Origin of the sequence: Sphingosinicella sp. LHD-64 (genome assembly GCF_031157375.1) — a bacterium.
Classification (GTDB): Bacteria; Pseudomonadota; Alphaproteobacteria; order Sphingomonadales; family Sphingomonadaceae; genus Allosphingosinicella.
Genome location: NZ_JAVIFV010000004.1, coordinates 531,210 through 542,364, shown reverse-complemented (window position 1 = coordinate 542,364; position 11,155 = coordinate 531,210). Strand labels below are relative to the sequence as shown.

The following is an 11,155-nucleotide window of genomic DNA, read 5'->3' as shown; positions in this document are numbered from 1 at the left end:
GCCAGCCTTTTGCTGGCATGACGGAAAGGGCTCAATCCCCTGTGATGTGCGGCTTGCCGACGTCGCCCTTGCCGACGGTGTGCGCGGCCATTTCCAGCATGCGGTCGAGGCTCTTCTTCGCCTCGAGCCGCAGGCTCTCTGCCATCTCGATGCGCGGCTCCAGGTCGCGCAGCGCCACGTAGAGCTTCTCCAGCGTGTTCAGCGCCATATACGGACACATGTTGCAGTTGCAGTTCCCGTCCGCGCCGGGGGCGCCGATGAAGGTCTTGTCCGGCGCCGCTTTCTCCATCTGGTGGATGATGTGCGGCTCGGTGGCGACGATGAAGATGTCCCCTTCCGCCTCCAGCGCATATTTGAGGATGCCCGAGGTCGCGCCGACATAGTCGGCATGGTCGAGGATGTGGCCGGGACATTCGGGATGGGCGAGCACCGGCGCGCCCGGATACTGCGCCTTGAGCTTGAGCAGCTCGGTCTCCGAGAAGGCCTCGTGGACGATGCAGGTGCCCGGCCAGAGCAGCATGTCGCGCCCCGTCTTGCGCGCGAGCCAGCCGCCGAGATGCTTGTCCGGGCCGAAGATGATCTTCTGGCTCTCGGGGATCTGGGCGAGGATCGTCTCGGCGGACGAGCTGGTGACGATGATGTCGCTCAGCGCTTTCACCTCGGCTGAGCTGTTGATATAGGTGAGCGCGATATGGTCCGGGTGGGCCTCGCGGAACGCCCGGAACTGGTCCGGCGGACAGCTGTCCTCCAGGCTGCAGCCGGCATTCATGTCGGGCAGCACGACGATCTTGTCGGGCGAGAGGATCTTGGCGGTCTCGGCCATGAAGCGCACGCCGCAGAAGGCGATCACCTCGGCGTCGGTCGCCTGCGCCTTGCGGCTGAGATCGAGGCTGTCGCCGACGAAATCGGCGAGATCCTGGATTTCGGGGGCCTGATAGTAGTGGGCGAGGACGACGGCCTTGCGCTCGACGCGCAGGCGATCGATCTCGGCGCGGACGTCGAGGCCCTTCAGGACTGGATTGGGTGCGTTCATTTCTGGGCCTCTCCCTGCCCGGGTTGACTGGGTGGCGGGCCGGCCCGCCGGTCGTCGATCACATCCTCGGTCCGGCGCGGCCGGTCGAGGAAGGCAGCCTCCTCCTGGCCGGACGGCCCCACGAACCGCACCGCGACGCTGGCGTCAATCCCCGCGGCGCGCAGCGGCATCGCGAAGCTCCGTGCCACCGAGCGCATCGCCGCCTCGCGCGCCCGGGTCATCGGCCCGGTCTCGCGCGCCTGGCGCATCAGCTCGTCCTGGGCGCGGCGCCGGTTGGTCTCGTCGAGCGTTTCTTCCGCATCGGTGATCGCCATCAGGAAGCCGCCTTCCGCATATTCATTCACCTGGTTGAGGTCGATCTGCGGACCCGACATTTCAAGGGGCGGAAGCGTCACGCTGAGCGTCCGCGTCGCCGAGTTCCACGAGAGATTCTCGCGCCGGAGCCGGGAGAGGTCGACGCCGTAGCGCACATCGCCCGGCATGATCAGTGTCTTGCGCGCAGTCAGGCCCATGCGGCTCTCGGTGGAGGTCACGATGGCCACGAAGCGGGCGGTGAACAGCGTCAGCCGCCCCTGCTCGCGCACCGACAGCAGCGTCGCATCGGCCAGCCGCTCGGGATCGGGCCGAGCAGCTTCGGACGCGGGCCTCAGAACATAGCCCAGCAGCAGGCCGGCCAGCAGCGCAACGATCGCAGCGGCCGGCCAGGCGAAGGGCCTCAGGCGGCCAGGGTCCACCGCTCCCCCTCCGCTTTGACGAGCCCGCGCCGCTCCAGATCGAGGAGATGGGCGAGCACCGACCGCCCCGCCGCGCCATGCAGCCGCGGATCGACGTCGCGGTACATGGTCGCGACCATCGCCGGAATGCGGTCCTCGCCCTCGCCCAGCCGCGCCAGGATCTGCTTCTCGCGCATCCGCCGATGGGTGACCAGAGCGCGGACATGCGCGCGTGGTTTCTCGACCGCAGGGCCGTGCGCCGGAAAATACACCCTGTCGTCGCGCTTCAGCAGCGTGTCGAGGCTGGCGAAATAGGCGGTCATGTCCCCGTCCGGCGGCGCGATCACGGTGGTCGACCAGCCCATCACATGATCGCCGGTGAACAGCACACCCTCCCCTTCCAGCGCGAAGCAGAGATGGTTGGAGGTATGCCCCGGTGTCGCCACCGCGGTCAGCGTCCAGTCGCCGCCGCTCACCTGTTCGCCGTCGGCCAGCGCGCGATCGGGCCGATAGTCGAAATCGAACGCCGCGTCGGCGCGCGGTCCGTCGTCGGGAATCGCCAGCGGCGCACAGCCGATGATCGGCGCGCCGGTGGCCTTCGTCAGCGCCCGGCTCGCCGGGCTGTGATCATGATGGGTGTGGGTGCACAGGATCGCGACGATGCGCTCGCCCCCGGTGGCGGCGAGGATCGTCGCGACATGCGCGGCGAGGTCCGGCCCCGGATCGATCACCGCGACCTCGCCATGGCCGACGAGATAGGTCTGGGTGCCGGTATAGGTGAACGGCGACGGGTTGCCCGCAAGCAGCCGCCGCACCTTCGGATGCACATCCTCGACCTTGCCGGTGGGCCAGTCCTCCATGTCGGCCATGTGGCACCGCCCGGACCGAAAATGAAGATATGTCGGGGAATCTTACACCCGCGGGACACGGTTAATGCCGGTTCACCATGAAAAGCATGGATTTCTGCGGCTTTCCGGAACTGGCACGCAGCCTGTATCTGTTCCGGCGTCCACGGTTCCACTTCCCGGGCGGGCCAGCGCTTTCCTCCGGTCGCGCGGCCCGCCCTTGGTTTTTCTATGCCGCGGCGGCCGCGGCAATCGCCCGCATCTTCTCCGCCGTTTCCGGATTGGCCGGAAAGAAGGCCTCGATCGCGATCTCCGACAGCGTGACTTCGACCGGCGTGCCGAACATGGTGGTCGTCGAGAAGAAGGAGAGCGGCCCCAGCGGCGAATCCATCTCCATCGGCACGACGATGGCCGTGGATTCCTCCCACGGCGCCTTGCTCGCCGGGGCCGGATAGCCGCGGAGCTCGTCGCGCAGCTCTTCCAGCACCGGATCGGCGCTCGCCCAGATCTGGCCGTCGAGCCGCTCCAGCAGGTGTCGCTTCCACTCGCCGAGATTGCGGATGCGCGGCGCCAGTCCTTCGGGGTGAAGGCTGAGGCGCAGCACGTTGCAGGGAGGGTCGCGGAGGTGCTGCGCGACGCCTTCGAGCAGCAGCGGCACCACCGCATTGTGGGCGATGAAGGTCCAGTGCCGGTCGACGGCAAGCGCCGGATAGGGCACGTGGCCGTCCAGGATCCGCTGCACGGCGATGCGGGCCGATTCGAGCTCGGGATCGTCGAGGCTGCGCTCGCGATAGGCCGGCGCGAAGCCCGCCGCGAGCAGCAGCGCATTGCACCCGCGCAACGGGAGTGACAGGCACTCGGCGAGCCGCATCACCATCTCGCGCGAGGGGCGCGAGCGTCCGGTCTCGATGAAGCTCAGATGGCGGGCGGAGATGTCGGCTTCGAGGGCGAGATCGAGCTGGCTCAGATGACGCCGTTGGCGCCAGGCGCGAAGCTGGTCGCCGAAGCTCTGCTGATCGATGGGCTTGGTCATGCGCTCCTTCCTGCCGCATTCGAACCGCGTGCGCCACTACCCGTCAGGTAATCGACGGCGTTCCGTTCGAGGGAGCATGATTGCGTCATCCGGGGCACATCGGCCCCAAGCACAGGAGGACGACATGCAGATCACCCTTTTCCTGAAGCGCGTGCTTCTTCTCGACGCGGCGAGCTGCCTCGGCATGGGCGCCATGCTGATCTTCGGCGCCGATTTGCTGAGCGGGCCGTTCGGCATGTCGGCCGCCTTGCTCGAAGGGGCCGGAATCGCGCTGCTGCCGATCGGGCTCTACATGGGCTGGCTGGGCCTTCGGCTGAACGCAGCCGCGATGTTCGTCTGGTTGGTGATCCTCGGCAATGCCGCCTGGGTCGCCAAGAGCCTCGCCCTCGCCTTCGGCCATCCCGAAATCACGCCGCTCGGCATCGCCTTCGTGACCAGCCAGGCGGCGTTCGTTCTGCTGATGGCGATTCTGGAATATACGGGGGTCCGCAGAGCGACCGCGACGGCGTGACCTTATACCGTCATTGCGAGCGCAGCGAAGCAATCCAGTGCGGCCTCCGACGCCCGCTGGATTGCTTCGTCGCTACGCTTCTCGCAATGACGATTGACTGTACGTTCAGGACGCCTGTTTCAGCCCGCCGACCAGCTCCTGAAGCTCGCCGGCCTGGAACATCTCCATCATGATGTCCGATCCGCCGACGAACTCGCCCTTCACGTAGAGCTGCGGGATCGTCGGCCAGTCGGAATAGTCCTTGATCCCCTGGCGGATCTCCGCGTCCTGGAGCACGTCGACCGTCTCGAACGCGACGCCGAGATGGTCGAGGATCGCCACCGCCCGCGACGAGAAGCCGCATTGCGGGAACAGGGCGGTGCCCTTCATGAACAGGACGATGTCGTTCGACTTGACGATCTCGTCGATGCGGGTGCTGGCGTCGCTCATGGTCTCTTCCTTCATTCCGGCACGGCGGTGCTGAGCTTGAGCGCGTGCAGCTCGTTGCCCATGCGTCCGCCCAGTGCCTCGTAGACGCGCCGCTGCTGCTGGACGCGCGATTGGCCCCTGAAGCTCTCCGAGACGACGCGCGCCTCGTAATGATCGCCGTCGCCCGCCAGATCGACGATCTCGACATGCGCGTCCGGAATGCCCTCCCGGATCAGCGCCTCGATCGCATCGGCGGCCATCGGCATCGGCCCGTTACTCCATCGTCTCGATGAAGTGACGCCGCGCCTCGACCGTCTTGTGCTCGAGCTGCTCGCGGATCGCCCCATCGTCGATCTCGACACCGGCAGAGGTCAGGTCGCCGAGCAGCTTGCGCACCACGTCGTCGTCGCCCGCTTCCTCGAAATCGGCACGGATCACGTCGCGTGCATAGGCGTCGGCCTCGGCCTCGGTCAGGCCCATCTTCTTGGCGGCCCATTGGCCGAGCAGCCGGTTGCGCCGCGCGACGACCTTGAACTGCAGTTCCTGATCGCGGGCATATTTGGTTTCGAACGCGCGCTGGCGATCGTCGAACGTGGTCATGGCGGCCCCTTGGCTGTCGAATGTCGGGTGTCAGATAGGGGCGCGCGCGCCGGGGCGCAACGGCTTCGAACCCCGGGCGTCAATCCATCGTGACGACCAGTTTCCCCACCGCCTGGCGCGCCGCCATGTGGGCGATCGCCTTTGCCCCCTCCGCCAATGGCCAGGTGCGGCTGACCTTCGGCGCGATCCGGCCCTCGTCCCACAATTTAAAGAGCGTCTGGATATGCGCCGCATTGGCCTTGGGATCGCGGGCCGCGAACGCGCCCCAGAAGACGCCGCGCACGTCGCAGCTCTTGAGCAAAGTGAGGTTGAGCGGCAGCTTCGGGATGCCCGCCGGGAAGCCGACGACGAGCAGCCGCCCCTCCCAGCCCAGCGAGCGCAGCGCGGCCTCGGTATAATCGCCGCCGACCGGGTCATAGACCACGTCCGCGCCGTTCGGCCCGACCGCGTCCTTGAACTGCTGCGCCAGCGCCTTGGCGCCGTCCTTATCGAACGGGCCGCGCGGGTAGACGATCGCGTCGTCCGCGCCGGCCGCCCGGGCGGCTTCGGCTTTCTCGTCCGACGAAACGGCGGCGACCACCCGCGCGCCGAAGGCCTTGCCGAGCTCGATCGCCGCCAGGCCGACGCCGCCGGCCGCGCCGAGCACCAGCAGGGTCTCGCCGGCCTTGAGCCGTCCGCGGTCGAGCAGCGCATGGATGGTCGTGCCGTAGGTCAGGATCAGCGCCGATCCGTCGGCGAAGCTGCGCCCTTCGGGCAGCGGCAGCGCCTTCTTCGCGTCGACCAGCACCTTCTCGGCGAGGCCGCCATGGCCGAGCATCGCGATCAGCCGGTCGCCCGGAGCCCAGCCGGCAACGCCCTCCCCCATTGCGGCGACGGTGCCGGCGATTTCGCCGCCCGGCGCGAACGGGCGTGGCGGCTTGAACTGGTATTTGTCCTCGATGATCAGCACGTCGGGATAGTTGATCGCGCAGGCCTTCACGTCGACGAGCAGCTGGCCCGGCCCCGGGACTGGAGCGGGAATGTCGGCAAGCTCCAGCGTTTCCGGGCCGCCGGCGGCACGGGATAGCAGTGCCTTCATCGCGCCGACTCGGGAAAGGCCGGCAGCCTGGCCACATCATTCGCCTCATGCTGGATGATCAGCTCGGCATTGAGGCTGCGGGCGATGGAGAGCAGCCGGTCCGACGACGCGAGCGTGTCGGCGCGGTCGGTGTTGAAGCTCGGCACCCCATTGTTGCGGACCTGTTCGGTGAAGTGGAACTGGTCGCCGCTGAGCAGCACCGGCGCCCTGCCGCGCAGGCGCACCAGCAAAGCGTGGTGGCCGGGCGTATGGCCGGGCATGTCGAGCATCACGACGCTGCCGTCGCCGAACACGTCGTGGTCCCGCGCCACCGGCTCTGCGGTGCCGCCGCCGTCGATCCAGTGGCGGAACGGCGTGGCGAGGCCCTCGGGCCCCTGCCCGCTACGCAGGACCTCCCAGTCTTCGGCGCCGATCAGCAAGGTCGCGCCGGGAAAGTCGGCGAGCTGGCCGGTGTGATCGAAATGGAAATGGCTGATGCCGACGAAATTGATCTGCTCCGGCCGCACGTTGATCCGGGCGAGCTGCGGCCCGATCCGTTCGCGCAGGGTCATGCGAAACACGCCCTGCTCGACGGTCTGGCCAAGCATGCGGGGAGCGAGGCCGGTGTCCCAGAGCAGGTACCGGTCGCCGTGGCGGATCAGGTAGCAGCTGTCGACCAGCCGCTTCTGCCGGCCTTCGTACAGGTAGCTGTCCGAGAATACGTTGAGGTTGGTGACCAGAATCTCGCCGCAGTCGAGCCGCCAGATTTCCGGCCCCGCGGCGCTCGTATCCTGCGCGGCGGCGGGCGTGAGCGCGAGGGCGAGGCTGCCGAGAGCCGCTCCGAATATCCGTTTCAGCATATGTCCTCCCTGTTCGAGCCGGCGCTTCAGGCCGTCGTCGATTCCTTGGGAGAGACATAGGTTGGGTCGTGGGCGAAGGGCAATGTCCCGCCGGCTACGAGCGCAGCCAGCACCGCAGCAAAATCGGTGCGGCAGCGAAAACCGATCATCTGCTCCGCCTTCGACGGATCGTAGATCCGGTCGATATGGTCGGGCAGCCGCCAGCCGCGCCGCGCGTAGAGCTCCGCGGCGTGCGGGAAATGGCGCGCGATCACCGCCGGGGCGTCGCGGATCAGCTCCTCCGCCTCGTCCGGATGAAAGGGCGGCGGCGCCGACAGGACGAAGGTCTCGCAGCCGAGCGACGGCGCCCGCTCCAGTGCCACGACATGGGCTTCGGCGGCATCCTCGACCGTCAGGCGGCGGTGCAGAAATTCGTTCGCCTTGATGTTCTCGCCGGAGAGATGACGGTGCGTATCGTCCTCCTCCGGAAAGAAGCGGCCGGTGCGCAGGATCGCGATGCCAATGCCGTGCGCGCGGTGGAACAGCGGGCAGAGCTGCTCTGCGGACCTCTTGGTGACGCCGTAGATGTTGCGCGGCTCGAGCGGCCCGAACTCCTCGGTCAGCCAGACCGCCTTCCCTGCCCCGCCGGCCTTGCCGGCGCGGACGGCCTCCGAGATCATCAGCGATGTCGTCGAGGTGAGGACGAACCGGTCGTGCCCTGCTGCGGCGGCCGCTTCCAGCAGGTTCAGGGTGCCGGTCACATTGACGTCGACGAACGCTTGTTTCGGGTAGCGGGCGATGTCCGGCTTGTGCAGCGCCCCGCCATGGATCACCGCCTCGATGCCGTGCTCGCCGAACGCCAAGTCGATTACCGCCCGATCGGCGACAGAGCCGACGATGTCGGTATCCGCGCCCGGTGCGACATCGAGCCCGACCACCGCATGCCCCGCTTCACGCAGGCGCGGCGCGAGGAACCGGCCGAGCCAGCCGGAGGAACCGGTCAGGAGAATCCGCATCAAACCACCCGTCATTCCAGCGAAAGCTGGAATCCCTCTTGTTCTTCCAACGAGGCAGAAAGGGCACCGAGATGCCAGCTTTCGCTGGCATGACGTTTAAAAATTCAGGCTTCGTATCGCGCCGTCGTCTTGGCCGCGACCTCGTCCGCCGTCACGTCGGGCGCCAGCTCGATCAGCCTGAACGGGCTGTCATGGTCCGGCCGATGGAAGACGCAAAGGTCGGTCACGATCATGTCGACGACGTTCTTGCCGGTCAGCGGCAAGGTGCATTTCGGGATGAACTTGGGATCGCCGTTCTTCGACGTGTGCTCCATGACGACGATGATCTTCTTGACGCCCGCGACCAGGTCCATCGCACCGCCCATGCCCTTGATCATCTTGCCCGGGATCATCCAGTTGGCGATGTCGCCATTTTCCGCGACCTCCATCGCGCCGAGCACGGTGAGGTCGATATGCCCGCCGCGGATCATCGCGAAGCTGTCCGACGAGGAGAAATAGCTCGACGACGGCAGCTGGCTGATCGTCTGCTTGCCGGCATTGATGAGGTCCGGATCGACCTCGTCCTCATAGGGGAACGGCCCGATGCCGAGCATGCCGTTCTCGCTCTGCAGCGTCACCTCCATCCCGTCCGGAATGTTGTTGGCGACGAGCGTCGGGATGCCGATGCCGAGATTGACGTAGTAACCGTCGCGCAGCTCCCTGGCGGCGCGGGCGGCCATCTGATTGCGGTCCCAGGGCATAGTCGGTCTCCGTCTAAAGAGTGTTCCAGGCGCGCCAGGTGCCGATCGCATGGACCAGCCCGATGACGAGCACGATGGCTGAGGACCAGACGAGGAACGTCATGGTCAGATCGGGACGTTGCAGCGCGGACGGCATGAACAGCACCAGCCCGCGCAGCAGATAGACGCTGCTGATCACGACGAGCGCGATCCGCAGGAGCGGCAGGCGCGGGATCAGGCCCGCGCCCGAAAAGGCATAGGCGCCTGCAACGGCCAGCGCGGCGGCCACGCACAGGGTGATCGCCACCGGCCGCCAGTCGCCCTGCTCGGTCATCCGCGCCATTCCCTCGCCGGCGCCGAAAAAGCGATACCAGTTCGGTCCGCCGACGATGCAGGCGAGATGCAGCGCAGCCGCGACGAGGCTGAGGCCGCCGCCGATGGCGAGCCAGTTGATGCCGCCGATCGCTCCGGTCTGCGCGTCCGCCACCATGGTCAGTGCCCCGCCCCGGGATCGGTCCAGCGGCGGTCCGCCGGGAAGACGTCGTCGAAGCCGCCCCGGATGCCCGGACCGTAAACCGGGTTGGAGAGCAGGAACCAGCCATTGCCCCACATCTGCGCAAACCGCCCGCTCGTCGCGGCGCGGCGGCGATCGGGGAGGCTGAGCTCGCGCACGTTGAACAGATCGGAGAAGTCGCCGAGCTGGTCGCCGGCCATGGCGATCACGCAATGGCGTTCGGAGATCGCCGCGCGGCGCGGATCCTTCGCCGATCCCGCGCCGACGTCGCCCTTCAGCCAGAGCGTCTCGCGGTGGCGGGCCGGACCCAGCCCGGCGCCCTCGATCGCCGCCGCGGTCTGGGCGGCATAGGCGCTCACCCGGTTCGAGTTGAAGATCACGGTGACCCCCGCCGCGCGCACCGCCCGGAGCGCCGTCACCGCGCCCGGCATCGGCAGCACGGCATTTCCCCCGGTCTGCTCCCAGCGCGCCCAGATGCCTTCGTCATAGGAACGGCCGCGAAGCGCCTCGTCATATTCGTAGCCGAGATTCTGGATCGCCGTCTCGTCGACGTCGAGCACCACGGCGAGCGTCCGGTCACCGCAGGGGATGAAGCGCGGCGCCGCCAACGTCGCACCCTCCGCCAGCACCACGCTCTCCACCGGCCGCGACCGCGCCGCGGCAAGGACATGGTCGCGGAACGCATGATAGGCCTGAATGCTCGATGCCCCGCTCTCGCCGGACCCGTACATCCACTGCATCGTGGCCGGGACTTGCGGCGCCGCCGCTGGCGTCGAAGACGACGCAGCGGTCGGCGCGGGCGCCGTCGCGCAGCCCGCGAGCAAGGTCAGCGCGAGAAGCGCCAGGCGCTTCACGCGGCCCCGACGCTCTCTGGGCGCGGCCGGGTCGTCACGAATTCGATCTTCTTGTCGTAGGGCGCGCCGAGGATCAGGCGCTTCACATAGATGCTCGGCAGATGCACCGCGTCGGGATCGATGCTGCCGACCGGCACGATCTCCTCGACCTCGGCCACGCAGACCTTGCCGGCGGTCGCCATCGGCTGATTGAAGTTGCGCGCGGTCTTGCGGAAGACGAGATTGCCCGCCTCGTCCGCCTTCCAGCCCTTGATGATCGACAGGTCGGCGCGGATGCCGCGTTCCAGGATATAGTCCTGCCCGTCGAAAGTCTTGACCTCCTTGCCCTCGGCAACCTGGGTGCCGACGCCGGTCTTGGTGTAGAAGCCGGGAATGCCGGCGCCGCCGGCGCGGCAGCGCTCGGCGAGCGTCCCCTGCGGACAGAATTCCACCTCGAGCTCGCCCGCCAGATACTGCCGCTCGAACTCCTTGTTCTCCCCGACATAGGAGGAAATCATCTTCTTTACCTGGCGCGAGCGCAGCAGCTTGCCCAGCCCCTCGCCGTCGATCCCGGCATTGTTCGAGGCGATGGTGAGGTCCTTGACGCCCGACGCCTGGATCGCATCGATCAGCCGCTCCGGAACACCGCACAGGCCAAAGCCGCCCGCGCAGATGGTCATGCCGTCGAACAGCAGGCCGTCGAGCGCTGTCGCCGCGTCGGGATAGATTTTCTTCATGGATCGCGCTCCTCCGATGAGACCGCGATAGTCAAGCGTCCCGAGTCCGGTCAAGCGGAGTTGAATCAACTTTCAACTTTGCGGGCGGCGCGTGTGCAGGCCTGCCGCGGCGACGCCGGCTTCGGCGCAGGCTGCATCGTCGGCCGGCGCCTCGCCCGACGCGCCGACCGCGCCGAGTCGCTCGCGCCCGTCCGCGGAGAAGACCGGCACGCCGCCGGCGACCGTGACGACATAGGGCGCCGGGCGTGCCGCGCGCCTTCGGCGTTGAGCGGTCAAGCGCCGTGGTTCGGGCGCAAG

Annotated in this window: 16 protein-coding genes; 1 reads left to right on the top strand and 15 read right to left on the bottom strand. The window is 67.7% G+C overall.

The annotated features are described in order from the left end of the window. Positions 1-31: 31 nt before the first annotated feature. From nadA to RCO27_RS15970, 4 genes are all read right to left on the bottom strand, one after another. Positions 32-1,033, bottom strand: coding sequence for a quinolinate synthase NadA (gene nadA / locus RCO27_RS15985; protein ID WP_309003697.1), 1,002 nt, complete (start codon positions 1,031-1,033; stop codon positions 32-34). Then, positions 1,030-1,767: a DUF4230 domain-containing protein gene (locus tag RCO27_RS15980; RefSeq protein ID WP_309003696.1), complete on the bottom strand. Its 738-nt coding sequence runs from the start codon at positions 1,765-1,767 to the stop codon at positions 1,030-1,032. The genes nadA and RCO27_RS15980 overlap by 4 nt, the downstream gene beginning before the upstream one ends. After that, positions 1,749-2,615, bottom strand: a complete 867-nt coding sequence (locus RCO27_RS15975) for an MBL fold metallo-hydrolase (RefSeq protein WP_309003695.1) — start codon at positions 2,613-2,615, stop codon at positions 1,749-1,751. The genes RCO27_RS15980 and RCO27_RS15975 overlap by 19 nt, the downstream gene beginning before the upstream one ends. A gap of 205 nt (positions 2,616-2,820) precedes the next feature. Further along, complete coding sequence (locus tag RCO27_RS15970) at positions 2,821-3,624, bottom strand: helix-turn-helix transcriptional regulator (RefSeq protein WP_309003694.1); 804 nt, start codon at positions 3,622-3,624, stop codon at positions 2,821-2,823. Between the two features lie 124 nt (positions 3,625-3,748). On the opposite strand from RCO27_RS15970, the gene RCO27_RS15965 reads away from it, so the two are divergent. Next, on the top strand, positions 3,749-4,135 hold the full coding sequence (locus tag RCO27_RS15965) for a hypothetical protein (RefSeq protein ID WP_309003693.1): 387 nt from the start codon (positions 3,749-3,751) through the stop codon (positions 4,133-4,135). Positions 4,136-4,240: 105 nt separating this feature from the next. Here the strand turns inward: RCO27_RS15965 and grxD are convergent, their stop codons facing one another. From grxD to RCO27_RS15910, 11 genes are all read right to left on the bottom strand, one after another. Continuing rightward, positions 4,241-4,564, bottom strand: coding sequence for a Grx4 family monothiol glutaredoxin (grxD, locus tag RCO27_RS15960; RefSeq protein ID WP_309003692.1), 324 nt, complete (start codon positions 4,562-4,564; stop codon positions 4,241-4,243). Between the two features lie 11 nt (positions 4,565-4,575). Then, on the bottom strand, positions 4,576-4,809 hold the full coding sequence (locus tag RCO27_RS15955) for a BolA family transcriptional regulator (RefSeq protein WP_309003691.1): 234 nt from the start codon (positions 4,807-4,809) through the stop codon (positions 4,576-4,578). 7 nt (positions 4,810-4,816) lie between these two features. Next, positions 4,817-5,143, bottom strand: coding sequence for a DUF1476 domain-containing protein (locus tag RCO27_RS15950; RefSeq protein WP_309003690.1), 327 nt, complete (start codon positions 5,141-5,143; stop codon positions 4,817-4,819). Positions 5,144-5,222: 79 nt separating this feature from the next. Next, on the bottom strand, positions 5,223-6,221 hold the full coding sequence (locus RCO27_RS15945; RefSeq protein ID WP_309003689.1) for an NADPH:quinone oxidoreductase family protein: 999 nt from the start codon (positions 6,219-6,221) through the stop codon (positions 5,223-5,225). Further along, complete coding sequence (locus RCO27_RS15940) at positions 6,218-7,060, bottom strand: N-acyl homoserine lactonase family protein (protein WP_309003688.1); 843 nt, start codon at positions 7,058-7,060, stop codon at positions 6,218-6,220. The genes RCO27_RS15945 and RCO27_RS15940 overlap by 4 nt, the downstream gene beginning before the upstream one ends. 26 nt (positions 7,061-7,086) lie before the next feature. Beyond that, the gene (locus RCO27_RS15935) at positions 7,087-8,055 is read right to left on the bottom strand and encodes an NAD(P)-dependent oxidoreductase (RefSeq protein WP_309003687.1); all 969 of its coding nucleotides are present in this window, start codon (positions 8,053-8,055) and stop codon (positions 7,087-7,089) included. 104 nt (positions 8,056-8,159) lie between these two features. Continuing rightward, the gene (locus tag RCO27_RS15930) at positions 8,160-8,795 is read right to left on the bottom strand and encodes a 3-oxoacid CoA-transferase subunit B (protein WP_309003686.1); all 636 of its coding nucleotides are present in this window, start codon (positions 8,793-8,795) and stop codon (positions 8,160-8,162) included. Between the two features lie 13 nt (positions 8,796-8,808). Beyond that, positions 8,809-9,264 (bottom strand): hypothetical protein, encoded by a 456-nt coding sequence (locus tag RCO27_RS15925; protein WP_309003685.1) that lies wholly within the window; start codon positions 9,262-9,264, stop codon positions 8,809-8,811. A gap of 2 nt (positions 9,265-9,266) precedes the next feature. Continuing rightward, a complete protein-coding gene (locus tag RCO27_RS15920) occupies positions 9,267-10,142 on the bottom strand; it encodes an HAD family acid phosphatase (protein ID WP_309003684.1) in 876 nt (291 codons plus the stop codon). Further along, entirely contained in the window at positions 10,139-10,858 is a 720-nt protein-coding gene (locus RCO27_RS15915) for a CoA transferase subunit A (protein WP_309003683.1), read from the bottom strand. The genes RCO27_RS15920 and RCO27_RS15915 overlap by 4 nt, the downstream gene beginning before the upstream one ends. A gap of 72 nt (positions 10,859-10,930) precedes the next feature. After that, positions 10,931-11,134 (bottom strand): heme-binding protein, encoded by a 204-nt coding sequence (locus tag RCO27_RS15910; protein WP_309003682.1) that lies wholly within the window; start codon positions 11,132-11,134, stop codon positions 10,931-10,933. Positions 11,135-11,155 lie beyond the last annotated feature (21 nt).

Bases quoted from the DNA above. Each gene is read 5' to 3' on its own strand.
- nadA (WP_309003697.1), bottom strand. From the start codon at position 1,033: ATGAACGCACCCAATCCAGTCCTGAAGGGCCTCGACGTCCGCGCCGAG.
- RCO27_RS15955 (WP_309003691.1), bottom strand. From the start codon at position 4,809: ATGCCGATGGCCGCCGATGCGATCGAGGCGCTGATCCGGGAGGGCATT.
- RCO27_RS15975 (WP_309003695.1), bottom strand. From the start codon at position 2,615: ATGGCCGACATGGAGGACTGGCCCACCGGCAAGGTCGAGGATGTGCAT.
- RCO27_RS15925 (WP_309003685.1), bottom strand. From the start codon at position 9,264: ATGGTGGCGGACGCGCAGACCGGAGCGATCGGCGGCATCAACTGGCTC.
- RCO27_RS15945 (WP_309003689.1), bottom strand. From the start codon at position 6,221: ATGAAGGCACTGCTATCCCGTGCCGCCGGCGGCCCGGAAACGCTGGAG.
- RCO27_RS15940 (WP_309003688.1), bottom strand. From the start codon at position 7,060: ATGCTGAAACGGATATTCGGAGCGGCTCTCGGCAGCCTCGCCCTCGCG.
- RCO27_RS15965 (WP_309003693.1), top strand. From the start codon at position 3,749: ATGCAGATCACCCTTTTCCTGAAGCGCGTGCTTCTTCTCGACGCGGCG.
- RCO27_RS15950 (WP_309003690.1), bottom strand. From the start codon at position 5,143: ATGACCACGTTCGACGATCGCCAGCGCGCGTTCGAAACCAAATATGCC.
- RCO27_RS15930 (WP_309003686.1), bottom strand. From the start codon at position 8,795: ATGCCCTGGGACCGCAATCAGATGGCCGCCCGCGCCGCCAGGGAGCTG.
- grxD (WP_309003692.1), bottom strand. From the start codon at position 4,564: ATGAGCGACGCCAGCACCCGCATCGACGAGATCGTCAAGTCGAACGAC.
- RCO27_RS15915 (WP_309003683.1), bottom strand. From the start codon at position 10,858: ATGAAGAAAATCTATCCCGACGCGGCGACAGCGCTCGACGGCCTGCTG.
- RCO27_RS15935 (WP_309003687.1), bottom strand. From the start codon at position 8,055: ATGCGGATTCTCCTGACCGGTTCCTCCGGCTGGCTCGGCCGGTTCCTC.
- RCO27_RS15970 (WP_309003694.1), bottom strand. From the start codon at position 3,624: ATGACCAAGCCCATCGATCAGCAGAGCTTCGGCGACCAGCTTCGCGCC.